Annotated in this window: 26 protein-coding genes; 20 read left to right on the forward strand and 6 right to left on the reverse strand. The window is 67.0% G+C overall.

Annotation, left to right across the window (positions count from 1 at the left end):
• Nucleotides 1-21 precede the first annotated feature (21 nt).
• The 5 genes from VET27_RS08510 (at nucleotide 22) to VET27_RS08530 (ending at nucleotide 5983) form a co-directional block, all read left to right on the forward strand.
• On the forward strand, nucleotides 22-300 hold the full coding sequence (locus tag VET27_RS08510) for a DUF448 domain-containing protein (protein WP_526517010.1): 279 nt from the start codon (nucleotides 22-24) through the stop codon (nucleotides 298-300).
• 74 nt (nucleotides 301-374) lie between these two features.
• On the forward strand, nucleotides 375-3155 hold the full coding sequence (gene infB, locus VET27_RS08515) for a translation initiation factor IF-2 (RefSeq protein ID WP_526517012.1): 2781 nt from the start codon (nucleotides 375-377) through the stop codon (nucleotides 3153-3155).
• Nucleotides 3156-3185: 30 nt separating this feature from the next.
• Nucleotides 3186-3692 (forward strand): 30S ribosome-binding factor RbfA, encoded by a 507-nt coding sequence (rbfA, locus tag VET27_RS08520; protein WP_526517014.1) that lies wholly within the window; start codon nucleotides 3186-3188, stop codon nucleotides 3690-3692.
• The gene (locus VET27_RS08525; RefSeq protein WP_526517016.1) at nucleotides 3667-4665 is read left to right on the forward strand and encodes a DHH family phosphoesterase; all 999 of its coding nucleotides are present in this window, start codon (nucleotides 3667-3669) and stop codon (nucleotides 4663-4665) included. Before rbfA ends, VET27_RS08525 begins: the two co-directional genes overlap by 26 nt.
• Nucleotides 4628-5983, forward strand: coding sequence for an MATE family efflux transporter (locus VET27_RS08530; protein ID WP_526517018.1), 1356 nt, complete (start codon nucleotides 4628-4630; stop codon nucleotides 5981-5983). The genes VET27_RS08525 and VET27_RS08530 overlap by 38 nt, the downstream gene beginning before the upstream one ends.
• A gap of 39 nt (nucleotides 5984-6022) precedes the next feature.
• Here the strand turns inward: VET27_RS08530 and VET27_RS08535 are convergent, their stop codons facing one another.
• On the reverse strand, nucleotides 6023-6790 hold the full coding sequence (locus tag VET27_RS08535) for an enoyl-CoA hydratase (protein ID WP_526517020.1): 768 nt from the start codon (nucleotides 6788-6790) through the stop codon (nucleotides 6023-6025).
• Between the two features lie 30 nt (nucleotides 6791-6820).
• Between VET27_RS08535 and VET27_RS08540 the strand changes: the two genes are divergently transcribed.
• Both VET27_RS08540 and VET27_RS08545 read left to right on the forward strand, forming a co-directional pair.
• Nucleotides 6821-7087: a DUF2277 domain-containing protein gene (locus VET27_RS08540; protein ID WP_526517021.1), complete on the forward strand. Its 267-nt coding sequence runs from the start codon at nucleotides 6821-6823 to the stop codon at nucleotides 7085-7087.
• On the forward strand, nucleotides 7084-7632 hold the full coding sequence (locus VET27_RS08545; protein WP_526517023.1) for a DUF1802 family protein: 549 nt from the start codon (nucleotides 7084-7086) through the stop codon (nucleotides 7630-7632). Before VET27_RS08540 ends, VET27_RS08545 begins: the two co-directional genes overlap by 4 nt.
• On the opposite strand, the gene VET27_RS08550 is transcribed toward VET27_RS08545, so the two are convergent.
• Complete coding sequence (locus VET27_RS08550; protein ID WP_526517343.1) at nucleotides 7621-9261, reverse strand: CocE/NonD family hydrolase; 1641 nt, start codon at nucleotides 9259-9261, stop codon at nucleotides 7621-7623. The genes VET27_RS08545 and VET27_RS08550 overlap by 12 nt on opposite strands.
• Before the next feature lie 553 nt (nucleotides 9262-9814).
• On the opposite strand from VET27_RS08550, the gene pptH reads away from it, so the two are divergent.
• Genes pptH through truB form a run of 3 tightly spaced genes read left to right on the forward strand, consistent with a single transcriptional unit; the run spans nucleotide 9815 to nucleotide 12341 of the window.
• Nucleotides 9815-10795 carry an ACP phosphodiesterase PptH gene (gene pptH / locus VET27_RS08555; RefSeq protein WP_526517345.1) on the forward strand — a complete coding sequence of 327 codons (981 nt, stop codon included), beginning with the start codon at nucleotides 9815-9817 and terminating at the stop codon, nucleotides 10793-10795.
• A gap of 35 nt (nucleotides 10796-10830) precedes the next feature.
• Nucleotides 10831-11457: a 4'-phosphopantetheinyl transferase PptT gene (gene pptT, locus VET27_RS08560; protein ID WP_526517347.1), complete on the forward strand. Its 627-nt coding sequence runs from the start codon at nucleotides 10831-10833 to the stop codon at nucleotides 11455-11457.
• Nucleotides 11412-12341: a tRNA pseudouridine(55) synthase TruB gene (gene truB / locus VET27_RS08565; protein WP_526517025.1), complete on the forward strand. Its 930-nt coding sequence runs from the start codon at nucleotides 11412-11414 to the stop codon at nucleotides 12339-12341. Before pptT ends, truB begins: the two co-directional genes overlap by 46 nt.
• Here truB and VET27_RS08570 read toward each other — a convergent pair.
• On the reverse strand, nucleotides 12319-13242 hold the full coding sequence (locus VET27_RS08570) for a Brp/Blh family beta-carotene 15,15'-dioxygenase (protein ID WP_526517027.1): 924 nt from the start codon (nucleotides 13240-13242) through the stop codon (nucleotides 12319-12321). The two genes, truB and VET27_RS08570, sit on opposite strands and share 23 nt — an antisense overlap.
• 618 nt (nucleotides 13243-13860) lie before the next feature.
• Here VET27_RS08570 and VET27_RS08575 point away from each other — a divergent pair.
• On the forward strand, nucleotides 13861-14715 hold the full coding sequence (locus tag VET27_RS08575; RefSeq protein WP_526517029.1) for a bacteriorhodopsin-like: 855 nt from the start codon (nucleotides 13861-13863) through the stop codon (nucleotides 14713-14715).
• Nucleotides 14716-14809: 94 nt separating this feature from the next.
• On the opposite strand, the gene mntR is transcribed toward VET27_RS08575, so the two are convergent.
• Nucleotides 14810-15508, reverse strand: coding sequence for a manganese-binding transcriptional regulator MntR (mntR, locus tag VET27_RS08580; RefSeq protein ID WP_526517031.1), 699 nt, complete (start codon nucleotides 15506-15508; stop codon nucleotides 14810-14812).
• A gap of 81 nt (nucleotides 15509-15589) precedes the next feature.
• On the opposite strand from mntR, the gene VET27_RS08585 reads away from it, so the two are divergent.
• The 5 genes from VET27_RS08585 (at nucleotide 15590) to VET27_RS08605 (ending at nucleotide 21306) form a co-directional block, all read left to right on the forward strand.
• Nucleotides 15590-16564 (forward strand): bifunctional riboflavin kinase/FAD synthetase, encoded by a 975-nt coding sequence (locus tag VET27_RS08585; RefSeq protein ID WP_526517033.1) that lies wholly within the window; start codon nucleotides 15590-15592, stop codon nucleotides 16562-16564.
• Between the two features lie 115 nt (nucleotides 16565-16679).
• On the forward strand, nucleotides 16680-16949 hold the full coding sequence (gene rpsO / locus VET27_RS08590; RefSeq protein ID WP_140688001.1) for a 30S ribosomal protein S15: 270 nt from the start codon (nucleotides 16680-16682) through the stop codon (nucleotides 16947-16949).
• A gap of 5 nt (nucleotides 16950-16954) precedes the next feature.
• Nucleotides 16955-17452: an LppU family putative lipoprotein gene (gene lppU / locus VET27_RS08595; RefSeq protein ID WP_526517035.1), complete on the forward strand. Its 498-nt coding sequence runs from the start codon at nucleotides 16955-16957 to the stop codon at nucleotides 17450-17452.
• A 292-nt stretch (nucleotides 17453-17744) separates the two neighbouring features.
• Nucleotides 17745-20027, forward strand: coding sequence for a polyribonucleotide nucleotidyltransferase (locus VET27_RS08600; protein ID WP_526517037.1), 2283 nt, complete (start codon nucleotides 17745-17747; stop codon nucleotides 20025-20027).
• Entirely contained in the window at nucleotides 20005-21306 is a 1302-nt protein-coding gene (locus VET27_RS08605; protein ID WP_526517039.1) for a M16 family metallopeptidase, read from the forward strand. The genes VET27_RS08600 and VET27_RS08605 overlap by 23 nt, the downstream gene beginning before the upstream one ends.
• 164 nt (nucleotides 21307-21470) lie before the next feature.
• Here VET27_RS08605 and VET27_RS08610 read toward each other — a convergent pair whose 3' ends face one another.
• Both VET27_RS08610 and ald read right to left on the reverse strand, forming a co-directional pair.
• Nucleotides 21471-22025 carry a GXWXG domain-containing protein gene (locus tag VET27_RS08610; protein WP_526517041.1) on the reverse strand — a complete coding sequence of 185 codons (555 nt, stop codon included), beginning with the start codon at nucleotides 22023-22025 and terminating at the stop codon, nucleotides 21471-21473.
• A gap of 101 nt (nucleotides 22026-22126) precedes the next feature.
• Entirely contained in the window at nucleotides 22127-23254 is a 1128-nt protein-coding gene (gene ald, locus VET27_RS08615; RefSeq protein ID WP_526517043.1) for an alanine dehydrogenase, read from the reverse strand.
• Between the two features lie 93 nt (nucleotides 23255-23347).
• Between ald and aldR the strand changes: the two genes are divergently transcribed.
• The 4 genes from aldR (at nucleotide 23348) to VET27_RS08635 (ending at nucleotide 25507) form a co-directional block, all read left to right on the forward strand.
• Nucleotides 23348-23863: an HTH-type transcriptional regulator AldR gene (gene aldR, locus VET27_RS08620; RefSeq protein WP_526517045.1), complete on the forward strand. Its 516-nt coding sequence runs from the start codon at nucleotides 23348-23350 to the stop codon at nucleotides 23861-23863.
• Nucleotides 23860-24747 (forward strand): hypothetical protein, encoded by an 888-nt coding sequence (locus VET27_RS08625; protein ID WP_526517046.1) that lies wholly within the window; start codon nucleotides 23860-23862, stop codon nucleotides 24745-24747. The genes aldR and VET27_RS08625 overlap by 4 nt, the downstream gene beginning before the upstream one ends.
• 295 nt (nucleotides 24748-25042) lie before the next feature.
• Complete coding sequence (locus VET27_RS08630) at nucleotides 25043-25252, forward strand: hypothetical protein (RefSeq protein WP_526517048.1); 210 nt, start codon at nucleotides 25043-25045, stop codon at nucleotides 25250-25252.
• A gap of 9 nt (nucleotides 25253-25261) precedes the next feature.
• The gene (locus VET27_RS08635) at nucleotides 25262-25507 is read left to right on the forward strand and encodes a hypothetical protein (RefSeq protein WP_526517050.1); all 246 of its coding nucleotides are present in this window, start codon (nucleotides 25262-25264) and stop codon (nucleotides 25505-25507) included.
• Nucleotides 25508-26304 lie beyond the last annotated feature (797 nt).

A 26304-nucleotide genomic window follows, 5' to 3' on the forward strand; every position in this document is an offset into this window, starting at 1 on the left:
TGTGTCGGATGCCGGAAGCGTGTGCTGGCCGTCGAACTGCTTCGAGTGGCCGCGGTGCACGACGGAGATGGCAATCAATCCATCACCGTCGACGCAGCGGGTAACCTGCCGGGGCGGGGTGCATGGCTGCATCCCGACCAGCAGTGTCTACACGTGGCAATCCGGCGGCGGGCATTCGTGCGAGCGTTGCGCATCACCGGTTCGCCGGACACCTCCGCGGTGGTCGAGTTCTTCACAGAAGGTGAAGCCTCGGTCCGCCCGGCAACAGAACAGGTAGCGAAGAACATGAGCACACCGTGAAGTTCCGATGACCATGCGTCATAGCTAAACCCGAGGCGCGGCCCACTGCTGTCGCCTCCTAGACAGGAGATGTAGTGGCAGGCAAGGCCCGCGTGCACGAGTTGGCTAAGGAACTCGGTGTCACCAGCAAGGAAGTTCTCGCCCGGCTGAGCGAACAGGGCGAATTCGTCAAATCAGCATCCTCGACCGTCGAGGCGCCCGTCGCCCGTCGGCTCCGTGAGGCATTGGGCGGCGGCTCGAAGCCCGCCCCCGCGAAGTCGGCACCCGCGGCCCCCAAGGCGGCCACCGGCGGTGAGTCCACCAACGGTGGTGTGGTCACCTCGGCGCCGAAGCCGGGTGGGCCCAAGCCCGCCGCGCCGCTGCCGCCTGCCGCGCCGGAGCCGCCACCGGCGCCGGCGCCGGTCGTCGTGCCCGAGGTCGTCGCCGCACCGCCGGCCCAGCCGCAGGTCGAGGCAACCCCGTCCGCTCCGGCCGACCCCACCGCTCCCGCAGGTCCGACCCCGGGTCCCCGACCCGGCGCGCCGAAGCCCGCTGCCCGCGCGCCCCGCGTCGGCAACAACCCGTTCTCCACGCAGCAGCCCGTCGAGCGTGCCGCTCCGCGGCCCCCGCAGGGTGCAGGCGGACCACCCCGTCCGGGTGGCCCCCCGCGCCCGGGTGGCGGACCGCGCCCCGGGGCCACCCCCGGCAACATGCCCCCGCGCCCGCCAGGCGCACGGCCAGGAGCAACGGGTCGTCCCAGTGGACCGCGGCCAGCCCCCGGCGCCCGTGGGCCCGGTGGCGGTGGACGTCCCGGCGGTCCGCCCGGTGCAGGTGGTGGCGGTAACTACCGCGGTGGCGGCGCCGGTGGCGCCGGAGCGCCCGGTGGCGCACCCGCAGGTGGATTCCGTGGACGCCCAGGTGGCGGTGGCGGCGGTGCTCGTCCCGGCCAGCGCGGCGGCGCGGCAGGTGCCTTCGGCCGTCCCGGCGGCGCAGTCCGGCGCGGTCGCAAGTCGAAGCGGGCGAAACGCGCCGAGTACGAGAACATGCAGGCGCCGGTCGTCGGAGGCGTGCGGTTGCCGCACGGCAACGGCGAAACCATCCGGTTGGCCCGCGGTGCGTCGCTGGTGGACTTCGCCGACAAGATCAACGCCAACCCGGCCGCGCTGGTGCAGGCGCTGTTCAACCTCGGTGAGATGGTCACCGCCACGCAGTCGGTCGGCGACGAGACCCTCGAGCTGCTCGGCGGCGAGATGAACTACGTCGTGCAGGTCGTGTCCCCGGAGGACGAGGACCGCGAGTTGCTGCAGTCGTTCGACCTCACCTACGGCGAGGACGATGGCGGCGAGGACGATCTCGAGTTCCGTCCGCCGGTCGTCACGGTCATGGGCCACGTCGACCACGGCAAGACGCGACTGCTGGACACGATCCGCCAGGCCAAAGTCCGTGAGGGCGAGGCTGGTGGCATCACCCAGCACATCGGTGCCTACCAGGTCCTCACCGAGCTGGACGGCAACGAGCGACTGGTCACCTTCATCGACACCCCGGGCCACGAGGCGTTCACCGCCATGCGTGCCCGCGGTGCGAAGGCGACCGACATCGCGATCCTCGTGGTCGCGGCCGACGACGGTGTCATGCCGCAGACGGTGGAGGCCATCAACCACGCGCAAGCGGCGGACGTGCCGATCGTGGTGGCGGTCAACAAGATCGACAAGGAGGGCGCCGACCCGGCCAAGATCAGGGCGCAGCTCACCGAGTACAACCTGGTCGCGGAGGACTTCGGTGGCGACACCATGTTCGTCGACATCTCGGCCAAGCAGGGCACCAACATCGATCACCTGCTCGAAGCAGTGCTGCTGACCGCGGACGCCACGCTGGACCTGCGGGCCAACCCCGACATGGAGGCCCAGGGCGTGGCGATCGAGGCGCACCTGGACCGCGGTCGCGGCCCGGTGGCCACGGTGCTCATCCAGCGCGGCACGCTGCGCGTGGGTGACTCGATCGTCGCCGGCGACGCCTACGGGCGCGTCCGGCGCATGGTCGACGAGCACGGCGAGGACGTCGAAGAGGCGCTCCCGTCGCGGCCCGTACAGGTCGTCGGCTTCACGTCGGTGCCCGGTGCCGGTGACAATCTGTTGGTCGTCGACGAAGACCGGATCGCCCGCCAGATCGCCGACCGGCGCAGCGCGCGCAAGCGAAACGCTCTGGCCGCGCGCACCCGCAAGCGCATCAGCCTGGACGATCTCGATGCAGCGCTGAAGGAAACCAGCCAGCTGAACCTGATCCTGAAGGGCGACAACTCCGGCACCGTCGAAGCGCTGGAGGAAGCCCTGCTGGGTATCGGCATCGGCGACGAGGTGGAACTGCGCGTCATCGACCGCGGCGTCGGCGGTGTCACCGAGACCAACGTCAACCTGGCGTCGGCCTCGAATGCCATCATCATCGGGTTCAACGTCCGCGCGGAGGGCAAGGCTACCGAGCTGGCCAACCGCGAGGGTGTCGACATCCGGTACTACTCGGTGATCTACCAGGCCATCGACGAGATCCAGGCAGCGCTGAAGGGCATGCTCAAGCCGATCTACGAGGAGAAGGAACTCGGCCGCGCCGAGATCCGGGCGATCTTCCGGTCGTCCAAGGTCGGCAACATCGCCGGCTGCCTCGTCACCTCGGGCATCATCCGACGCAACGCCAAGGCGCGCCTCATCCGCGACAACGTCGTGGTGGCCGAGACGGTCACCATCTCGTCGCTGAAGCGGGAGAAGGACGACGCCACCGAGGTTCGCGACGGCTACGAGTGTGGTCTGACGCTGACCTACAACGACATCAAGGAAGGCGACGTCATCGAGGCCTACGAGCTCGTGGAGAAGGCCCGCGCCTGATGGCTGACGAGCGCTTACGCGAGGAGAATCGTGGTTGACGTTGGACGGGCGCGCAAGCTATCGAAGCGCATCGGCACCATCGTCGCCTCGGTCATCGAGTTCGAGATCAAGGATCCGCCCCTGGCCTTCGTGACGATCACGGACACGAAGGTCACGGGTGACCTGCACGACGCGACCCTCTTCTACACGGTGCGTGGCGAGACGCTGCAGGACGAACCGGACTACGAAGGCGCCGCCGCTGCGCTGGAACGAGCCAAGGGCGTGCTGCGCTCCAAGGTCGGTGCGGGCACCGGTGTGCGCTTCACGCCGACGCTGGCATTCGTCCTGGACAAGGTGCCCGATACGGCCGCCCACATGGAGGACCTGTTGGCGAAGGCCCGCCAGGCCGATGCCGATCTCGCGCGGATTCGGCAGGGTGCCACACCGGCAGGTGACGCTGACCCGTACCGTGTGACGGGGGCGGAAGAATCCGGCGGGGAGCCAGACGACGTGCGTGATCCTGAGGACACCTATGACCGCGATCGACCCGAAGACTGAGGTATCTCGGTCATCCTTGCGCGTCGATGGTCGAGGAGCTGCGGAGCTGCTCGACGCTGCGGAGTCCGTCAGCGTGGTGTGCCACGTCTATCCCGATGCGGACACCATCGGCGCAGGTCTATCTCTTGCCCTCGTTCTCGATCGGTTGGGTAAGCGCGTCGAGGTCGGGTTCGCCGCGCCGTCGGTTCTTCCCGAGTCGCTGCAGTCGTTGCCCGGTCAGCATCTGCTGGTCGATCCCGAGGCGATGCACGGTGACAGCGACCTGGTGGTGACCGTCGACATCCCTGGCGTCAACCGGCTCGGTGCGCTGCGTGCGCTCGCCGATTCCGGCCGCGAGGTTCTGGTGATCGATCACCACGCGTCCAATCAACTGTTCGGCACGGCCAACTACGTCGATCCGTCCGCCGATTCCACGACGATGCTCGTCGCCGAGCTGCTGGACGCGTGGGGCAAGCCGATCGACCAGCGCGTCGCCCATTGCCTGTACGCCGGTCTCACCACCGACACCGGATCGTTCCGGTGGGCCAGTGCGCGCGCACACCGGCTGGCCGCCCGACTGCTGGAGCTCGGCGTCGACAACGCGTCGATCAGTCGGACGCTTCTGGACACCCACCCGTTCTCCTGGCTCCCGATGTTGTCGCGCGTGCTGTCGTCCGCGCATCTGGTGTCGGACGCCGTGAACGGGCGCGGCCTGGTGTATGCCGTTGTCGGACACCAGGAATGGTGCAACGCCAGGCCCGAGGAAGTCGAGAGCATCGTCGACATCGTGCGCACCACGGCCCAGGCGGAGGTCGCCGCGGTGTTCAAGGAAGTCGAGCCGCAGCACTGGACCGTATCGATGCGCGCCAAGTCGTTCGACCTGTCCGGGGTCGCGAGCGCCTTCGGCGGCGGTGGGCACCGATTGGCCGCCGGATACTCCGCGACCGGTGCGGTCGATGACGTGGTGGAGGCGCTGGCTCAGGCTCTTGGCTGAGCCGACCGACCAGCCACAGGCAACCGGCCGGCGTATCGCCGGGCTTGCGCTGCCCGCTCTTGGAGTGCTTGCCGCCGAACCGCTCTACCTGTTGTTCGACCTTGCCGTGGTGGGGCGTCTGGGCGCGGTCGCCCTGGCCGGTCTGGCCATCGGCGGGTTGATCCTGTCGCTGGTGTCCTCGCAGCTGACGTTCCTGTCCTACGGGACGACCGCGAGAGCCGCGCGATTCTTCGGGGCGGGTGACCGCGCGTCGGCCGTCGGCGAGGGGGTGCAGGCCACCTGGCTTGCCCTCGTACTGGGAACACTCGTCGTCGTCGTCATCGAAGCGGCGGCGGTGCCGATCCTGGCGGTGATAGCGGGCGGTGGCGAGATCGCCGAGACGGCGCTGCCGTGGCTTCGGATCGCGATCTTCGGCGCGCCCGCCATTCTGATATCGCTGGCGGGCAACGGCTGGATGCGCGGCGTGCAGGACACGGCGCGGCCGCTGCGCTACGTGATCGCAGGTTTCGCCCTGTCCGCGGTGCTGTGCCCCACGCTGGTGTACGGCTGGGTGGGGATGCCGCGCATGGGACTGGCCGGGTCGGCGGTGGCCAACCTGGTCGGCCAGTCGTTGGCCGGGCTGCTGTTCTGCCGGGCGCTGCTCGCCGAACGGGTGACGCTGCGGGTGGACGTCGCGGTGCTGCGCGCACAGGTAGTGATGGGCCGCGATCTGGTGGTGCGCACCCTGGCGTTCCAGGTGTGCTTCGTCTCCGCCGCCGCGGTGGCAGCCCGGTTCGGCGCGGCCGCGGTCGCCGCGCATCAGGTGGTGCTCCAGCTGTGGAGTTTCCTTGCCCTGGTGCTGGATTCGCTCGCGATCGCGGCGCAGTCGCTCGTCGGTGCGGCGCTCGGTGCCGGTCAGCTGGCGCACGCCAAGTCGGTCGCTTGGCGGGTGACGATCTTCTCGACGGTCGCCGCAGCCATGCTCGCCGCGGTCTTCGCGGTGGGGGCGTCGGTGTTTCCGCAGTTGTTCACCTCGGACCGTTCGGTGCTGGACGTGATCGGCGTGCCGTGGTGGTTCCTGGTGGCGCAGTTGCCCATTGCCGGAGTCGTGTTCGCGCTCGACGGGGTACTGCTCGGCGCGGGGGACGCGAAGTTCATGCGGAACGCGACACTGGCCAGTGCGGTCGTCGGCTTCCTGCCGTTGATCTGGCTCTCGTCGATCTTCGGCTGGGGCCTGGTCGGTATCTGGTCGGGCCTGACCACGTTCATGGTGCTGCGGCTGGTCTTCGTCGGCTGGCGCGCGTGGTCGGGGCGTTGGCTGGTGCCGGGAACCGGCTGACGCTCGCGGGAGAAGGGAGGGCTCGCGGGAGAAGGGAGGTTAGCGGACCTGGGAGCGGCCGCGTTCCAGGACCGCGGACCTGTTGGCGGCGATGTCGTCCCCGGTCGCAACCTGCATCCACTGCCGCGCCGACTCCGCCTCGGTCCACAACCCCGCGCTGGTCTGCAGGGCGTCGATGCGGTGATAGGAGCCGAGCAACGCCCGCACCGCCCTCTGGTTATTGCCGACGATGGCTGCCGCGACCTTGCGGGCCGCGGGTAGCAGCTCGTCGTGGGCGACGACCTCGGTCACCAGTCCGGCCCGCAGTGCGTCGTCGGCGGACAGGTAGTCACCGGTCAGGCTCATCCGCCGGGCCAGTCCCACGCCGACCTTCTGTGGCAGGCGCACACTCAGCCCCCAGGTCGGCATCAGCCCGACGCGGGCGTGGGTGTCGGCGAAGCGCGCGTTCTCCGAGGCGATCAGGATGTCGCAGTAGAGCGCCAGCTCGAGACCACCCGTGACGGCGGCCCCGTTGATCGCCCCGATGACCGGTTTGTTCATCGCCGGCCACTTGGGCGAGATGTCGGGAAGTTCGGTGGTGTCGCCGAGCTCCTTGAGGTCCAGGCCGGCGCAGAACACGGGGTCGGCACCGGTGAGGATGACGACGTCGACCTCGTCGTCGGCCTCCGCCTCGCGCAGGGCCGCATAGAACCGGGTGCGTAACTCGGCCGACAGCGCGTTGCGTGCCTGCGGCCGGTTCAGGGTCAGCGCGCGGACGCGGTCGGTGGTGTCGATCGACAGGACGGTGTCAGCTTCCGTGCTCGGCATGTCTTCACCGTATCGACCTACGGTTGACGCATGTGTCGGAACATCACCGAGTTGCGTGGCCTCGAACCCGCGGCGACAGCCGAGGAGATCGAGGCCGCGTCGCGCCAGTACGTCCGCAAGGTCAGCGGCATCACCCGCCCGACCGCCGCCAACGCCGAGGCCTTCGAGAAGGCGGTCGCCGAGGTGACCGCGACGACCACGCGTCTGCTGAACGCACTGCCGCCGCGGCGGCAGCCGCCGAAGACGATTCCACCGCTGCGTCGTCCCGAGGTTCGGGCCAGGCTCGCGGCGCAGTGAGCGCACCCGCGCTCAAGGAGTGGAGCGCCGCGGTGCGCGCGATGCTGGACGGTCGGCAGACGGTGCTACTGCGCAAGGGCGGCATTCACGAGAAGCGGTTCGATCTCGCCGCGGGCGAGTTCGTGTTCTTCCCCACGGTGGCGCACGAGCAAGCGGCTCGTGTCCGACCCGAACACCGCGACCTGCTCCTCGCCGCAGAACTCGACAGCACCGCAGACGAGATCGTCGTACGGGCAGGCGCGAAAGTGGTTGCCGCCGTGGCGGTGAACCGTCCCGAGGGCCTCGAGGAGTTGGCGGACACCCACATCTGGACGGCGGCGTCGGTGCGCTCCGATCGGCTGGACTTCCGCCCCAAGCACCTGCTGACGGTGCTGGTGGTGTCGGCCCGTGCGCTGATGAATCCACTACGGCTGCATAGAGATCCGGCGTACGGGGGTTGCAAGAGTTGGGTCGATCTGCCGGTCACGCCGGAATGGGTCGACCCCGTGCACGACGAGGCGACACTGGCGGGGATCGCCGAGCGGGTGCGTGCGTCAGTCGGCTGACGGCGGCTTCGGACCCGCGGGCAGCACCAGACGGGACAGTCCGCCCGAGCCGTGATGCACGCTGTGGGTCGCAGGTTTCATCTCCGTTCCCGAGATCGGCGGCTCACCGGTGCCCAGGTTGCGTACGAAGCGCGGGTGCGAGCCGCCCGCGACCATCACGCGCAGCCGGGAGCCGGCGGGGAACCGATGTGCGACGGCGTCGAGTTCGAGTCGAACGACACCGGAATCGGCTGTCAGCCTGACGAATCCGTCGCTGACGTTGGTCGATCGGCCCCTGGCGTCGACCTCGCTGAGCCGGACGAACACGTCGTTGTGAGGGTTGTCGCACGAATGGGACAGTTCGATCACCGGGTTGCCGATGACGTAGAGGTCGGCGGTGAGCGGGTCACCGGTGAAGTCCACGATGTCGGGCCGCACGGCGAGCCGCGTGTCGTCGCGATAACCGCCCTCGGGCGAAAGGAGCCGACCGCCGATGGTGGGCGTGGGGTCGGCCGGATCGAAGGTGAACGTCGACGGCGGAGCCGACCCGTCGGGCGGATCAGTCGAAAGTCGATGTGCGGGTTGCAGATACAAGACATGCTCGGTCATCGCCGGCGGCCACGTGGGAAGGTCGAGCCAGTCGTCCTTGCCGACATAGGCCCGTACCGGGCTGCGGGGCGCGACCGGTTTGCCTCCGAGGTGGGCATCGAGCCACGACAGTGACTCCCGGATGACGGTCGGCGCCCCCTTGGTCATCAGGTGCTTGTGCGTCCACGGCCCGACGGTCAGGGCCGTCGTGACGTTCCGGCCGCGAAGGTGCCCGAACTGCGCCAGGGTCTGCTCGAGGAACAGATCCTGCCAGCCGCTGAACAGCAGCACGGGAACGTCGACCCGGTCGAGGGCGTCGGTCAGACGAAGGGGTGCCCAGAACGGGTCCTCGCGATCGGGGTGCTCGACCCACGACTCCCACCACGGCGCACCCGTGCCGAGCAAGGTTCGTCCTGACGCGCCCACCGGCACCTGGTTGACGGTGCGCGCCACCCGCTGTCGGGCCCGACCCTGCTGCAATGCACCGAGAAGTCGGTTCGCATCCTCCTGGTGAGACATCATGTCGCTCCACCCGAGGAAGTCATTGATGGTGAAGGAGCCGGTGCCCCAAGCGGACTGGCTGAAGTCATGCGGGCCGACGATGATGACCGCGGCGGCCATCTCCGGCGGCGGGTCCATCAACAGGGCCCACTGCGTGAAGCCGAGGTAGGACAGCCCGATCGTGGCGAACGACCCCGTGAACCAGGCCTGGTGGCGCAACCAGTCGACGGTGTCCGCGCCGTCGGCCACCTCGTGGATCATCGGCGTGAACTCGCCGCCGGAGCCGAACGTGCCGCGCACGCTCTGGATCACCACGTGATAGCCGCGCGCGGCGTAGACGGCGCCGAACAGGCTCGAGAAGGGGAAGGCGCGGCCGTAGGGACCGCGAACCAGCAGAGTCCCGGCGGGCGCGGCGGTCTGCGGCGCGTAGTGGTCGGCGACCAGATCGACGCCGTCTCGCATCGGCACGCGCAACCCGCGGAGCACGCTGAAGCCCGTCGTGGGCGGAGGCAGCTTCAACAAGCGGCCGAGTACGAGGGAGGCGACGCGCTTGGCGTTCATGCGGGGAGCCACGCCCTGCACGTTACCCACGTCGCGGGCAGGCCTAGAACTTGTAGAACGGCACCAGTTGCCGGGCCCGCTGAGGTTGGTCTGCATGCAGTCCACGTCGTCGGCGCTGTAGACCGGCGCGTAGAACAGCGATTGCTGGAGCACGCCGTAGCTGGTGTCGAACGCGATCATGCAACTGAACCAGAAGCGGTTGTTCCGGTCCGACGGCTTCAGGATCCAGTACTGCGCGGCGCGATGGCCGGCGATGTCCAACTCCACGGCATCCGCAGGCAGGGTCTGCTCGTAGGTTCGCCAGACGAACGCCTCGACCGCCATCTGATAGTTGCCCGCGTCGTAGTGACACCGCAGTCAGTCCTCGTGCTCCGGCGGAGTGAAGCCCAGCCCGAGTCCGTTGATGACGTCGATCGGGATGTCCTCGCACGCATCGAACGGGCGCGGGTCCGTTGTTTCTCGTTGTCCATTGCGGGGAGTGCACAAGTCCCAATCTGTCGCCCGGACCGAAAAGCAGAACATGTTCTAGTTGCCGGGCGAGCGTCACACCGTCATGCAAGTAGGCTGGCTGGTTGTGTCTCCGCCGTCACAAGACCATCGCAAGCCGACGCTCTGGGCGATCAGTGACCTTCACATCGGTCATACCGGTAACAAGCCCGTCACCGAATCGCTCCATCCGTCGTCCCCGGACGACTGGTTGATCGTCGCCGGCGACGTCGCCGAAAGGACCGACGAGATCCGTTGGTCGCTGGACCTGCTGCGAAAGCGCTTCGCCAAAGTGATCTGGGTGCCGGGCAATCACGAGTTGTGGACCACGACCAAGGATCCGATGCAGATCTTCGGCCGGGCGCGCTACGACTACCTCGTCAACATGTGCGACGAGATGGGCATCGTCACCCCCGAGCACCCCTTCCCTGTCTGGACCGAAGAGGGGGGACCGGCGACCATCGTGCCGATGTTCCTGTTGTACGACTACTCGTTCCTGCCCGAAGGCACCGCGACGAAGGCCGAGGGTCTCGCCGTCGCCCGTGAGCGCAACGTGGTGGGCACCGACGAGTTCCTCCTGTCCGCCGAGCCGTACGCCACCCGCGACGCATGGTGCCGCGATCGCGTCAAGCAGACGCGCGAGAAGCTCGAGGATCTGGACTGGCTGACGCCGCCGATCCTGGTCAACCACTTTCCGCTGGTGCGCGAACCCTGCGACGCGATGTTCTACCCCGAGTTCGCACTGTGGTGTGGCACGACCGCCACGAAGGACTGGCACACCCGTTACAACGCACTCTGTTCGGTCTACGGTCACCTCCACATTCCGCGCACCACGTGGTACGACGGCGTGCGGTTCGAGGAGGTGTCGGTTGGCTATCCGCGAGAATGGCGGCGCCGCAAGCCCTATCGGTGGATGCGACAGATACTGCCCGATCCGAAGTACCCGCTCGGATATCTCAACGAGTTCGGCGGTCACTTCGAGATCACGCCAGAGATGCGCGCCAACGCCGAGAAGATGCAGGAGCGGGTTAGGAGTAGGCGAGCGTGACGGGCAGGCTCTTGTCGGGCGTGGTGCCCTCCCCGATGGCCTCGGCCGAACTGTACGTGGATCCACCAGATCTGGCGCCGCTGCCCGAGGAGGAACCGCTCATCGCTCGTTCGGTGGCCAAGCGGCGCAACGAGTTCATCACCGTCCGCCACTGCGCGCGCAAGGCGCTCGGTGACCTCGGCCTACCGCCCGTGCCGATCCTGAAGGGAGACAAGGGCGAACCGTGCTGGCCCGATGGCGTCGTCGGCAGCTTGACGCACTGTGAGGGCTTCCGCGGCGCGGTCGTCGGGCGGGAGGCGCACGTCCGTTCCGTCGGCATCGACGCCGAACCCCACGACGTGCTGCCCAAGGGCGTGCTCGAGGCCATCAGCCTGCCCGAGGAGCGACGAGAGCTGGCCAATCTTCTCGGCGGTGCGCACTGGGACCGAATTCTGTTCTGCGCCAAGGAGGCGACGTACAAGGCATGGTTCCCGCTGACGCACCGCTGGTTGGGTTTCGAGGACGCGCACATCAGCTTCACGGTCGACGGCTCCGGCGGCGCCGGCGGTTTTGAGTCGCGGATCCTGATCGATCCGGCGGCCGAGTCGGGGCCGCCGCTGACCGCACTGTCGGGCCGATGGTCGGTGGACGAGGGCCTGGTGCTGACGGCGATCGTGCTGTGAGCGCCCCGCCACCCGGCCTCCTCATCGTCGACAAGGCCCCGGGGATGACGAGCCATGACGTGGTGGGCCGCTGCCGCAGATTCTTCGGCACCCGCAAGGTGGGGCACGCCGGCACGCTGGATCCGATGGCCACCGGTGTGCTCGTCGTGGGGATCGAGCGGGCCACGAAGATCCTCGGTCTCCTGACGGCGACGGAGAAGGCCTACGCCGCCACCATCCGGTTGGGGCAGACCACCTCCACGGAGGATGCCGAAGGTGATGTGCTTCAGACGGTTCCGGCCGCACACGTCACCGACGCCGACATCGACGATGCCATCGCCGGCCTGCGCGGCGAGATCGATCAGATCCCCTCGGCGGTCAGTGCGATCAAGGTGGACGGCCAACGGGCCTACAAGTTGGCGCGCGACGGCAAGCACGTCGAACTGGCTGCACGCACCGTGCGGATCGAACGGTTCGAAGTCGTCGCCGTCCGCCGCGTCGACGAGTTCGTCGACGTCGACGTCGAGGTCGACTGCTCGTCGGGCACCTACATCCGGGCGCTGGCGCGCGACGTCGGCACGGCCCTCGGAGTCGGCGGGCACCTCACCGCCCTGCGCCGCACGAGGGTGGGCCCATACGGGCTGGGGGAGGCACACACCCTCGATCAGCTGACCGATTCACCCAGGTTGAGCTACTCCCTGGACGAGGCCTGCCTGCTGGGGTTTCCCCGGCGCGAGCTCACGGACTCGGAGTCGGAGTCGGCATCCAACGGAAGATCGTTGGCGCCGTGCGGAATCGACGGCGTGTACGCCGCGACGGCGTCGGACGGCCGGGTGATCGCGTTGCTCGCCGATGACGGTGCGCGGACGAAGTCCGTCGTCGTCATTCGTCCGTCGACCCTGTAGACGTCACTGAGGCGACCCGTCGATGGTGGTCGAATAGCGCGACGACGACGACGTGCGGAAATGTGAGGGCGAGCAGTACGGACACTCCCGTCATCACCAGGCCGACGTTGGATCTGTAGGCGAACAAGATGCCGAGAACGACGAGTGCCGCAGCAGACGGAAGGGCAGCCGCACGTGCAAATGCCCTGAGCTGCAAACGTATTGGTTCGCCCGGAGCGAGAGCGTCCATCAACCGGGTCGTGTGACGGGCTGCGTGCCAGAGACCGAAGTACACGCCGAACGCCGCGAACACCGGCACGGTGAGGAACAGTGTCAGAACGGCGATCAACTCGGCCGCCTCGAGGACGCGTCGACGGGAGGCGAGGCGAAGCGCCGAGAGGGCGCACGTCAGGACGACCGCGCTCGTCGCCCATTGCGCCGGGACCGCGGCCACCCAGTCAACCAGGGTGGGCAGCAGCGGCCGCATCGCGGACTGTCCCTCGGCCGACCACAGCGGCAGCACGACGACGACCGAGCCGTGAGCGACTGCCTCCCACCAGCCGTCGCGCAGCCGCGGAACCGAGTGGCCACTGCGTTCCGCCGCGTATGTCGTTTCCGCCCAGCCGAAATGCAACGCGGACACGACGAGGAAGATGGCGAAGCTGAGGTCGGGTACGCGCAACAACGCCAGAGTTGCCACCGCGGCCACCAAGAGGTAGACACCGACGACCAGCGCAAGCTGGGTGGGCGCCTGCCAGCGCCGCGATGCGAGGCCCGGCACGAGATGGTCCATCGCACCGTGCGGTACCCCGACGACGATGCCGACGGCGGCCACGACTGGCGAGACCGACGCCAGGCCAGGACGGTCTAGAAATGCCCAGCCGACGATGGCTGCCACGGCACACAGGCAGAAGATGGTCACCCGCCGGTCGAGGGTTCGAGGCGAACGCGGCGTTCGGGTCTGCTCACCCGCCGCTGCGGTCACCTCAGCCGCGGAAGGGTGCCGGCGGTGATCTCGGTATCGGGCGACGTGCGCACATCGTGAGAGTACGCCTTGAATCTCGCCGTCCCGGGGGTCGGGGTGAGAGGCAAGGTATGCATCACCTTGCCCGTGCGCACCGTGAATCACCATGGTGGACAGTTGTTTGCCCGTCCGCCCACCGATCTGCGTCCGAATGTGACGAATCGCGTCACACGTCACCATTGCGTAATGACGATTCCGCATTGACGCGGGTGTAACGTCACAAACGTTGGGGTCGACAGCCACTTCCGTCATCGCCACTAGTCCCGCGGCGATAACGGCATCCGGAGCAATAGTGGAATTGGCCGGGACTGTTCCCAACGTCGGACGAGGTTGCCCGGGCATGACGAGCATAAAAGCCCGTGACCGTCTTTCGCCGACGCACCGCGCTAGTTCCGAGTCCTGCGGAGGAGGTTCGACTGCGGATCGCCAACACCAGCAGCTCCACATGGAACGCCCTACGGCGCGTCGTCAAAAGGCGAGTGCGCTCGAAATATTGTCTGCCAGAGAAAGACGGAGATGATTCCCGACCAATTGACCAATGGCCAGTACCACACGGTCTACAACCTGTTGTCGCTGGTGATCGCGGCCCAACTATTCACCGCGATCTATCTGCTCGTCGTCCAACCACGGGTACTGCCCCGCTACCGGCAGGCGCTCGTGGTCGCTGCCGTGGTCTGCGGCATCGCCGCCTACCACTACTTCCGGATCTTCGATTCGTTCCGCGAAGCGTTCGTGACGGATGCAGTCGGCGGCCAAGGAACGTACACCCAGGCGGCCGGATCGGCATTCAACGAGGGCTATCGCTACGTCGACTGGCTGCTGACCGTGCCGTTGCTGCTGGTCGAACTGGTGGTGGTGCTCGCCCTGGCGAAGAAGATCCAGACCTCATTGCTGATGCGACTGATTCCCGCGTCCGCATTGATGATCGCGCTGGGGTATCCCGGTGAGATCAGCAACGACAACCTCACGCGCAACGTATTCGGTCTGTTGTCGACGATCCCGTTCCTCTACATCCTGTACGTGCTGTTCGTCGAACTGACCCGGTCGCTCGACCGTCAGCCACCGGCCGTGCGCCAGACCGTGAGTCGGTTGCGGATCCTGCTGTTCGCGACGTGGGGTGTGTACCCCATCGCCTACCTGCTGCCGCTGCTAGGCCTAGACGGTGCCGACGCATGGGTTGGTAAGCAAGCCGGCTACTCGATTGCCGACATCTTGGCCAAGGCGCTCTATGGCCTGCTCATCTATCGGATCGCCCGGCTCAAGTCGTTCGCCGACGACGCGGCATTCGCCGAGTTGGAGGGCGGACACGACGTGACGGTCGGCTCCGAGCGCCTCGACGAGCCGCCGAAACCGGCGACGATCGCGCGATAGCACCGGTTACGCGTGGCGGTGCCAACCCCACCAACGGTGGGCGGCCGCAGAGTTGCCGCAAGGGCAGCTCTGCGGCCATCGCCCTTCGAAGGGTCTAGACGACCCAGATCGCTTCTGCTGCAGGATTTCCCAAGTCGATGGTGCTTTCGGGAATTTCCTGATTGGCGGGACTCTCCACGGCTACCGAGATCATGCCCGCGAAGTCCCGACGAGCCAGTACCCGTAGCCGGGAGTCCAGGCTGATTCCCACGCTGTCGAAGTAGCGGAGCATCTCGGGGTCGGCGTCGGAGATGCGGGCCACCGTCCCGGTCTCGCCGTCACGGCACACCGACAGTTGCCGGGCGTCGGGAGTCGGTACCTGCCCGTCCGCAGCCGGAATCGGATCGCCGTGAGGGTCGCGGGTCGGATACCCGAGTTTCGCGTCGATTCGCATCAGCATCCGGTCGGACACGGCGTGCTCGAGTATCTCGGCCTCGTCGTGCACTTCATCCCACCCGTAGCCGAGTTCACGCACCAGGAAGGTCTCCATCAAACGGTGGCGACGCACCATCGCGAGCGCAGCGGTGCGGCCTGCGGCGGTCAGCGAGACGGCGCCGTACTTCTCGTGGTCGACGAGGCCCTGGTCGGCGAGCTTGCGGATGGACTCCGAGGCCGTGCTGGCGGAGACCCCGATGCGTTCGGCCAGCATCTTGGTGCTGACCTTGTCGACAGACCATTCCTGGGCGGTCCAGATGACCTTCAGATAGTCCTGGGCAACCGCCGACAAGTCGCGAGTGCCGTCATCCGGGCTCATAACGTGGAAGTTTAGGCAATCGTCTGCCCATGTGGGCATCTAGCGGTGCCGGCCGCCGCGGCGCGTCGTAGGCTTGCCGTCGTGCAGCGCTGGCGGGGCCAAGACGAGATCCCCACGGACTGGGGCAGGTGTGTCGTCACCATCGGTGTGTTCGACGGTGTTCACCGCGGACACGCCGAACTCATCAATCACGCGGTGAAGGCGGCCCGGTCCCGCGAAGTGCCGACGGTCTTGATGACGTTCGACCCCCATCCGATGGAAGTCGTCTTCCCCGGAAGTCACCCCGCCCAGCTGACCACCCTCACGCGACGTGCCGAGCTGGTGGAGGAGATGGGCGTCGACGTGTTTCTCGTCATGCCGTTCACCTCGGACTTCATGAAGCTCACGCCCGAGCGGTACATCCACGAACTCCTCGTCGAGCGGTTGCACGTCGTCGAGGTCGTGGTCGGCGAGAACTTCACGTTCGGCAAGAAGGCGGGTGGCAACGTCGGCATGCTGCGCAAGGCGGGCGAGCGGTTCGGGTTCGCGGTCGAGAGCATGTCGTTGGTCTCGGAACACCACCGGGACGAAACCGTCACCTTCTCGTCGACCTACATCCGATCTTGCGTCGATGCCGGTGACGTCGTCACGGCGGCCGAGGCGCTCGGCAGACCGCACCGCGTCGAGGGCGTCGTGGTGCGTGGCGACGGCCGGGGCAGGGGTCTTGGCTTCCCGACCGCGAACGTCGCACCACCGATGTACTCCGCCATCCCCGCCGACGGCGTCTACGCGGCGTGGTTCACGGTCCTCGGCCACGGGCCCGTGATGGGCACGGTCATCCCCGGCGAGCGATATCAGGCCGCCGTGTCGGTCGGCACGAACCCGACCTTCTCGGGTCGCACCCGCACCGTCGAGGCATTCGTCCTGGACACCCAGGCCGATCTCTACGGTCAGCACGTCGCCGTCGACTTCGTCGCGCGCGTCCGCGGGCAGGAGAAGTTCGGCTCGGTCGACGACCTCGTCGTGGCGATGAAGGGCGATACCGAGCGGGCCCGCAAGATCCTGTCTGCGCAGTGACGATTCGGTTCGCGCGCTAAGGCGCTGTTAGACTTTCCGGCGACCCAGCGCGCGCTGCAGTTCGCGGCGGCCGCGCCTCAGATGTTCTTCGCGAACCCATGGATGGAGTTGTTTCATGTCGCTCACCACCGAGCAGAAAAAAGAAATCCTCGGCCAGTACGGCCTGCACGAGACCGATACCGGTTCGCCGGAAGCTCAGATCGCGATGCTAACGAAGCGCATCTCCGATCTGACCGAGCACCTCAAGATGCACAAGCACGATCACCACTCGAGGCGCGGACTGCTGCTGCTCGTGGGTCGGCGTCGTCGTCTGCTCAAGTACATCGCTCAGGTCGACGTGGCGCGCTACCGCTCGTTGATCGAGCGCCTGGGCCTGCGCCGCTGACCCGAGTGGGAACGCTGCCCGCGGGCGCGATCGCAGCGTCGGCGCTCGTCGTCGTGGCGACCGCTTTGGTGGGATGCTCGCCGGCGGCCGCCGCGGACATGCAGGTCGGCGATTGTCTCAAGGTCGGCGGCCCGCCGGACCGGCCGGAGACCACCAAGGTGCAGTGCGGAAGCCCGGAGTCGAACTTCAGGGTCGTCGGCACCGTCCAGATCACCGATGACTGTCCGACTGACGTCGATTCGTACTACTCGACACGCAGTTCGTTCAGCGGCTCTGGGTCGACCATCTGCATGGACATCGACTGGGTGGTCGGTGGCTGCATGAGCATCGACCCGGACAACGGCCGTGACCCCATTCGGGTCGACTGCAGCGATCGGTCCGTGCCCAATCGCCAGCGCGCCACTCAGATCATGCAGAAGGTCGCCAACGTCGACCAGTGCGCCACCGGACTCGGCTATGCCTACGACGAACGCCAGTTCACGGTGTGCGTCGAGGACGTGTAGTAACTGCTTCCCGAGGGCACCACCCTGAGAAACCGCTGATTGCGGCGGTGTAACATAGACATGTTTGGAGCCTGATTGGCTCGAGCATCCGGTGCGGTCCGCGCACATCCGCGTGCACCGTTCCAGTGCGTCATCCAGAAGGCCCGTCTTCGAATGGGCGGTCTTCGGTAGTGGCTGCCGGACCAATATGGGTCCGACCGCTTCGATCGACGGCCGTCGGTATTTCTCGGGCTCTTCGCGTGTGACGTGCGAAACAGCAGGAACACGAGAACCAAAGAGGCCTGACACACGTATGTCTGCAACTGAAATAGAAGACGGCGTATTCGAATCGACTGCCGTCATCGACAATGGGAGCTTCGGCACCCGCACCATCCGCTTCGAGACGGGACGGCTGGCCAAGCAGGCCGCCGGCGCCGTCGTCGCGTATCTCGACGACGAGACCATGCTCCTGTCGGCCACCACGGCCAGCAAGACGCCAAAGGAACACTTCGACTTCTTCCCGCTGACGATCGACGTCGAAGAGCGCATGTACGCAGCGGGGCGCATCCCCGGTTCGTTCTTCCGTCGTGAGGGCCGCCCCTCCACGGACGCGATCCTGACCTGCCGCCTGATCGACAGGCCGCTGCGCCCCACCTTCATCTCGGGCCTGCGCAACGAGATCCAGGTCGTCGTCACCATCTTGAGCCTTGATCCCAAGGATCTGTACGACGTGCTGGCCATCAACGCCGCCTCCGCGTCCACGCAGATCTCCGGAATCCCCTTCTCCGGTCCCGTCGGCGGCGTTCGCGTCGCCCTGATCGACGGCCAGTGGGTCGCGTTCCCCACCGTTGAGCAGCTCGAGACCGCCGTGTTCGACATGGTCGTCGCAGGCCGCAAGACGGCCGACGACGTGGCCATCATGATGGTCGAGGCCGAGGCCACCGACAACGTGATCGAGCTGATCGCCGGCGGTGCCGGTGCGCCCACGGAGAGCGTCGTGGCCGAGGGTCTCGAGGCCGCCAAGCCATTCATCGCCGCGCTCTGCGACGCGCAGCAGGAGCTGGCCGACAGCGCCGCCAAGCCGATCGCCGACTACCCGGTGTTCCCCGACTACCAGGACGACGCGTTCGACGCGGTGTCCTCGGTGGCCACCGACGAGCTCTCCAAGGCGTTGACGATCGCGGGCAAGGAAGAGCGTGACGAGCGCACCAATGAGATCAAGGGCGAGGTGCTCGACCGCCTCGGCGAGACCTACGCCGGTCGCGAGAAGGAGATCGGCGCGGCCTACCGCTCGCTGACCAAGAAGCTGGTCCGCCAGCGCATCCTGACCGACCACTTCCGCATCGACGGCCGCGGCATCACGGACATCCGTGCGCTCTCCGCAGAGGTTGCCGTGATCCCGCGGGCGCACGGCAGCGCTCTGTTCGAGCGCGGCGAGACCCAGATCATGGGTGTGACCACGCTGGACATGGTCAAGATGGCGCAGCAGATCGACTCGCTGGGGCCGGAGAAGTCCAAGCGGTACATGCACCACTACAACTTCCCGCCGTATTCGACCGGTGAGACCGGCCGCGTCGGTTCACCCAAGCGGCGCGAGATCGGGCACGGCGCGCTCGCCGAGCGCGCCTTGATGCCGGTTTTGCCGAGCATCGAGGAGTTCCCGTACGCCATACGTCAGGTGTCGGAGGCGCTGAGCTCCAACGGCTCGACGTCGATGGGCTCGGTGTGTGCGTCGACCCTGTCGCTGCTCAACGCCGGCGTGCCGCTGAAGGCTCCGGTCGCGGGTATCGCAATGGGACTGGTGTCCGACGACGTCGAGGTCGAGGGCGGTGGCACGGAGCGTCGCTTCGTCACGCTGACGGACATCCTCGGCGCCGAGGACGCGTTCGGCGACATGGACTTCAAGTGCGCAGGCACGAAGGACTTCGTCACCGCATTGCAGTTGGACACCAAGCTCGACGGCATTCCGTCGCAGGTGTTGGCCGGTGCTCTGGCGCAGGCCAAGGACGCCCGCATCACGATTCTCGAGGTCATGGCCGAGGCCATCGACGAGCCCGACGAGATGAGCCCGTACGCGCCGCGGATCACCACGATCAAGGTGCCGATCGACAAGATCGGCGAGGTCATCGGGCCCAAGGGCAAGATGATCAACTCGATCACCGAGCAGACCGGTGCCTCGATCTCCATCGAGGACGATGGCACCGTGTTCGTCGGCGCTAGCAACGGCGAAGCGGCGCAGGCGGCGATCGACATGATCAACGCGATCGCCAACCCGCAGCTGCCCAAGATCGGTGAGCGGTTCCTCGGGACCGTGGTCAAGACCACCGATTTCGGTGCGTTCGTGTCCCTGCTGCCTGGTCGTGACGGCCTGGTGCACATCTCGAAGCTGGGTCGCGGCAAGCGCATTGCCAAGGTCGAAGACGTGTGCAAGGTCGGCGACAAGTTGCGCGTCGAGATCGCCGACATCGACAACCGCGGCAAGATCTCGCTGGTGCTGGTGGCCGAAGAAGCGGAAGCCGATTCAGCTGAGGCTCCCGCCGAAATCTCGACGGATTCGGGTGCTGCACCCGCCGATGCCGCGACAGCCAGCCGCTAAGTTCGTCCGGCGCAGTGAGCTGCCTGGCGGGCTTCGCGTCGTCACGGAGTTCGTTCCGTCGGTGCGTTCGGCATCGGTGGGAGTGTGGGTAGGCGTCGGGTCACGCGACGAGGGTCATAGCGTGGCCGGCGCCGCTCACTTCCTCGAGCATCTGCTGTTCAAGTCGACGCCGACGCGCTCGGCGGTGCAGATCGCCCAGGCGGTCGATGCCGTGGGCGGTGAACTGAATGCGTTCACCGCCCGCGAGCACACCTGCTATTACGCACACGTGCTCGACGCCGACCTCGAACTGGCCGTCGACCTGGTGGCCGACGTCGTGCTGCGGGGTCGGTGTGCCAGCGATGACGTCGAGGTCGAGCGCGACGTCGTGCTCGAGGAGATCGCCATGCGCGACGACGATCCCGAGGACACCCTCGGGGACGTCTTCCTGTCGGCGATGTTCGGCGACCACCCGGTGGGCCGACCGGTGATCGGCAGTATCGAGTCGATCTCCACGATGTCTCGCGCACAACTGCATTCGTTCCACGTGCGTCGGTACACCCCCGAACGCATGGTCGTCGCCGTGGCGGGCAACGTCGACCACGATCACGTCGTCGCGTTGGTGAAGGAACACTTCGGACCGCGACTGGTGAATGGCAACGAGCCCGTTGCGCCCCGCAAGGGCACCGGTCGGGTGCCCGGCCGACCGAGCCTGCAGCTCGTCAACCGCGACGGCGAGCAGACGCACATGTTCCTCGGCGTGCGGACGCCGGGCAGGCACTGGAATCACCGGTGGGCGCTGTCGGTACTCAATAGTGCACTCGGTGGTGGGCTGAGTTCGCGCCTGTTTCAACAGATTCGAGAGACGCGCGGGCTCGCTTACTCCGTCTACTCCACGGTCGACACGTTCTCCGACTCGGGTGCGCTGTCGGTGTACGCGGCGTGTCTGCCAGAACGGTTCGAAGAGGTCAGCCGGGTCTCGGCGGACGTGCTGGCCGAGGTGGCGCGCGACGGGATCACCGAGGCCGAGTGCCGAATCGCCAAGGGGTCGTTGCGCGGCGGGTTGGTGCTTGGTCTGGAGGACTCGGGTTCGCGGATGCACCGCATCGGTCGCAGTGAACTCAACTTCGGCGAGCACCGGAGCATCGACGAGACTCTGGCCCTCATCGACGCCGTGACACTCGACGAGGTGAATGCCGTGGCGAAGCGGTTGCTGAACCGACCGTACGGCGCCGCGGTCCTCGGGCCGCATCGATCGACGAAGTCACTGCCGCAAGCACTTCGGAGCGTCGCGGGCTGATGACTTCGGTGGGCAGGAGCGAAGCGACCGGGGAATGTTTTGCGCTCGGCCTCTGTACCTCTCCGCCGAGGGATAGTCGACGGCACGTCGGAGTGCCGAGACTACGGTTGTTGCAGCGACACGCCGACGGTCGCGTCATCTTGCGGAGTGTCGGCGCATCATGTTTACCGAACGCGAAGTAAGTCGTCGCGCCGGAGCACGAAGAAGTACGGCTTTTCAGATCCGCGTAGGTCCATCGCACCGAGGACGGAGTCGTCGGTCAGCCTCCGGAACACGTCGTTGACGGGCAGCTGGTCGTACAACATGGTCGCGGTGTCGACGCCGCGGTAGCGGGTGGTCCGCAGGCGAGCCTTGGGCGCGGTGGTCCTCAGTACCGGTTTCAGCCTCGAGATCAGGCCGGTGAAGTTCCGATGTCGCAGCCGCGGAATGCTGGTCACCACGCCCAGGCCACTGAAGGCCAGCAGGGGATTGAGCGCCCACAGCGCCGCACCGTCGGCCGTGGGGAACAGCAACGGGTGCACGGACTCTGCGTCGAGGAACTGCTTGCCCCACCAACCGCTGGCCGCCAGCAGTCCGTCGAGTGGATGACCGGTGGGCAGTTCGGCGCCCCGCCACGTGCCGAGCATGTCGTCGGGTGCCACGGCCGGGGCGGCGTCGAACAAGGCCAGGGCGTCGGCAGTAGTCGTGGGGGCGTCCGGGAGAACGTCGGTCAAGTGCATGCCCCCACCGTACTTGACGGGTGTCAAGTTTGGTCATGGGGCGCGAAGTGCACATCGCCCGGCCGACTCGTGGTCAGCCGGGCGATGGAGGGGAAGGCGTATCAGGCGAGCAGTGCCGCCGGGTCGGTGTAAGGCAGGCCCAGGTCGGAGGCGACCTGCTCGGAGACGAGCGCGCCCTCGTGCGTCGAAAGGCCCTTGGCCAGAGCGGCATCGGCGGCACACGCGGCCTGCCAGCCCTTGTCGGCGAGCTTGAGCACGTACGGCATGGTCGCGTTGGTCAGAGCGAAGGTCGACGTGCGCGGCACCGCACCTGGCATGTTGGCCACGCAGTAGAACACCGTGTCGTGCACTGCAAAGGTCGGGTCGTCATGCGTCGTGGGCCGGGAGTCCTCGAAGCAACCACCCTGGTCGATGGCGATGTCCACCAAGACCGCGCCCGACTTCATGTGCGCCACCATCGAATTGGTGACCAGCTTGGGGGCCTTGGCCCCCGGGACCAGCACGGCGCCGATCACCAGGTCGGCATGCTTGACCGCGTCCTCGAGTTCCAACGTCGACGAGTAGCGGGTCTCGATGCTGCCGCCGTACTCGGCGTCGATCTTCCGCAGCGTGTTGACGTTGAGGTCGAAGACTGTGACGCGAGCGCCCATACCCTTGGCGACGGCGGCGGCGTTGTCGCCTGCCATTCCGCCGCCGATCACCACTACGTTGGCAGGCGCGACGCCGGGGACACCGCCCATGAGGACGCCGCGGCCGCCGTGGCTGCGCATCAGGTGGTAGGCGCCTACCTGTGCAGCGAGCCGGCCTGCGACCTCGCTCATCGGGGCCAACAGGGGCAGCGCGACTGATCCGTCTGGGTTGGCCGTCTGAACGGTCTCGTAGGCAATCGAGGTGGTACCGGACGTCATCAGGGCGTCGGTGCACGGCTTGGACGCGGCGAGGTGCAGGTACGTGAAGAGCGTCTGGCCCTTGCGCATCCGGCCGTACTCGGCCTCGATGGGCTCCTTGACTTTGAGCAGCAGGTCGGCCTCGGCCCAGACTTCGTCGGCGCTATTGACCACCTGTGCGCCCGCGGCCTTGAAGTCGCGGTCGGAGATTGCGGAGCCGTCGCCGGCGCCGGCTTGGATGAGCACCTCGTGACCGCGACGGGTCAACTCGGAAACGCCCGCCGGGGTGATTGCCACCCGGTACTCGTTGTTCTTGATCTCGGTCGGGATTCCGACGCGCATGACCGCTCCTAAAGTCGTGTTCTGATGGCTAAATTGTGAAGAACATTCGGGCCAAGCACAACACCATCGATGTTGATTCGATAAACTCACGGAATGCCAGAACGATCTTCGAAGACGGTCGCGCCAAGCCTGGCGTCGCCGAAGAATGTTCGACCCGCCGATCTCGACGAGACCGACCGGCGCATTCTGACCGCACTCCACGGCGACGCTCGGATGTCCAACAGCGCGCTCGCGGACCTGGTCGGGATCGCGCCGTCCACCTGCCACGGACGGGTGCGGCGGCTCCAGGACATCGGTGTCATCCGCGGTTTCTACGCCGACATCGATCCCGCGTCGATCGGCCTGTCGCTTCAGGCGATGATCTCGGTCAGCCTGCAGTCGAACGCCCGCGGCAAGATCGGCACCTTCATCGAGCACATCCGCGAGCGCCCGCAGGTGATGGACGTCTACTTCCTCGCCGGCGCCGACGACTTCATCCTCCACGTGGCGGCGCGCGACACCGATGACCTCCGCTCGTTCGTGGTCGAGAACCTCAACGCCGACGCCGACGTGGCGGGCACCCAGACGTCGCTGATCTTCGAGCACCTGCGGGGAGCGTCGCCGCTGTGACCGCCGAGGACGACGTCGAGGGCCTGTACGGTGTGCCGCCGGAGGAGTTCCTGGCGCGACGCAAGGACCTGGTGGCTGCAGCGAGGAAGCGCGGCGATGCCGAGGCGGCCAAGCTGATCGGCGCAGCTCGGCGGCCGACGACGGCGGCGTGGGTGGTGAACGCCCTGGTGCGCGCCGACGGCGCGGCGCGGCGACGTTTGGCCGAGCTCGCCGATGGTCTGCGCGCTGCACACGCGGCCATGGATGGCGCCCGAATCCGTGAATTGTCCTCGGTCCAACGCAAACTCATCGACGAGCTGGCCCGCACCGGCTTCACGGCGACCGCCCAGTCGAACCCGTCCGCGGCGCTGCGCGACGACGTGGTGGGCACGCTGCAGGCAGCCATCGCCGATCCCGACGTCGCGGCGCGGTTGGGCCGGTTGGAGAAGGCCGAACGATGGTCGGGCTTCGGTGATTTCGGCTCGGTGACGACAGTCGGGCCCGTGTCGAAGTCGAAGCAGAAGCCCAAGCCGAAGGCCGAGCAACCCGACGTGTCAAACGATCACGAGGCGGCCGCGGCCGACGTGGCTGCCGCCAGGGAACGCGTCGCCTCTGCACGGATCGCCTCCGAGGCGGCTCGGCAGGCGCACTCCGATGCTGTCGACATTGCTTCCGAGCGAAAGGCTGAGTTGGCCAGGGCCCGCCGACACTACGAGAAGCTTCTTGAGTCGGTTGATGCCGCCGAACGGGCGTTGAACGCGGCCGACGAGCAGTTCGAAGCGGCCGAGCGGGCATCGCATGATGCGGCCGATCGGTTTGATGTGGCGACGTCGGCGGTCGCACTCGCAGACTCCGCGTTGGCGGCACTTCTCCAGGGGCAGAGCCAAACTCGCCATCGCGGATAGTCGTCGCCCGCGGTGAGCATGGCTTCGGCATGGTGGTAGGCGTTGATGCGGGCCTGACCGGTGTCCAGTCGTGGTGGGGGGATCCATTCGGTGGTGCCGTCGGGTTGTTTTCGGGTGTGGCAGCCGTTCTTCTTGATCCAGGGGTGGTGGCTCCAGCAGGCGAAGGTGAAGGTGTCGACGTGGTGGACTTCGCAGCGGTAACCCGATGCGGTGCAACCGGGGTGGGTGCAGCCACGGTCCTTGGTATGGATGTATCAGTTGTGTACTCCTCACAACGACTGACGGGACGACACTCATGGCCGACTACGAACTATTCCACGCCACCACGCTGACGCCGGGCGCGCACCGAGGACCGACGGTCATCTTGCTCCACCGCCGCGGGGATGGCCTGGTCGTGCGATTCCAGCAGGGCGACGAGTACATGGAGGCGTTCGTCGACGGCGCCGCCTGTGAGAGGCTGGGCGCCATCATGGTCGACGTCGCCACGGGTTGGCGTAGCGGGTGAATGCCGTCGATGACCACCGACTGGAATCGTGTCCTCGACGAGGCCAGGGCGATCGTCGAGTCCTACGACACGCGAGTTACGCTGCGGCAGCTGTTCTATCGGCTCGTCGCCGCACAGATTCTCCCCAACACGCAGGCGGCGTACAAGTCGCTGTCGCCGAGGATCGCCAAGGCGCGTCGCAAGGGCGGTTGGCCCGATCTGGGCGACCACACCCCGCTTCCGCCCGGGCACCCCGGTGTCCTTTCGTCGCGATGAACGCCGACGTGCACCTGATGTTGCGGCCGATGTGAACGTTGGCGCCAAGCACACGTTCGTGTTGCCGCTCCCCCTGATCATGGTCGGCGTCGGCGCCGTGTTGACAGCACGGTCGGTCGTCCTGATAGTCGTCGGGGCCTGGAACTCCACCCGGCCTGTCGAACCCGGTCGAGTTACGACATCAGAACAAGACCCCGCAGCGCTGACCAAGGCCGTTCTCGGGTGGCCGGCGAGCCGGTCGCGCACGTGATGCGGAGTGTCGGTATCGGGTGGAGCCGGTCGAACTCGCCTGAACAGCTACCCGAGCAGATCGCCGGCTATGGGTGCGTTCTCTCAACGATCGCGCGCGTTCTGTTCGCTGCTCCCGCAGGGGCGAACGCGTCATTCCACGCGTGGACGAGTTCGACCATCCGGCCTTGGGAGCATGTGCGGCAGCGGCAATCGCGCCGCCGGTACACGCCGTGTCGTGCCAACCCGTGATTTCCAATGCCAGGGGCGTCGCCGAAGGTCCCCATCGCGTGACGCTCTGGTTGGGTCGTTCGACTCTGGTGGGCCAACACGTCTGCGACGACGATGACCATCAGATCAGTGTGGTCCCCCGCTCGAACGCAATGACGACGTGAGGCCCGCCCGAAGCGATGAGGAGTGGTTGTGTCCGTACTCGATGAGTTTCATTCCGGCGAGGACATCGGGGTCGTTGCTCTACCCGACGCTGGCCCGGGTGAGTCGGGTGGCGACGATCCAGAACGCAATGCACGCGCTCGCTCCTCCCTGGTTGATCGGTTCAACAAGAGTCG

This window comes from Mycobacterium sp. (assembly GCF_035633495.1).
GTDB lineage: Bacteria > Actinomycetota > Actinomycetes > Mycobacteriales > Mycobacteriaceae > Mycobacterium.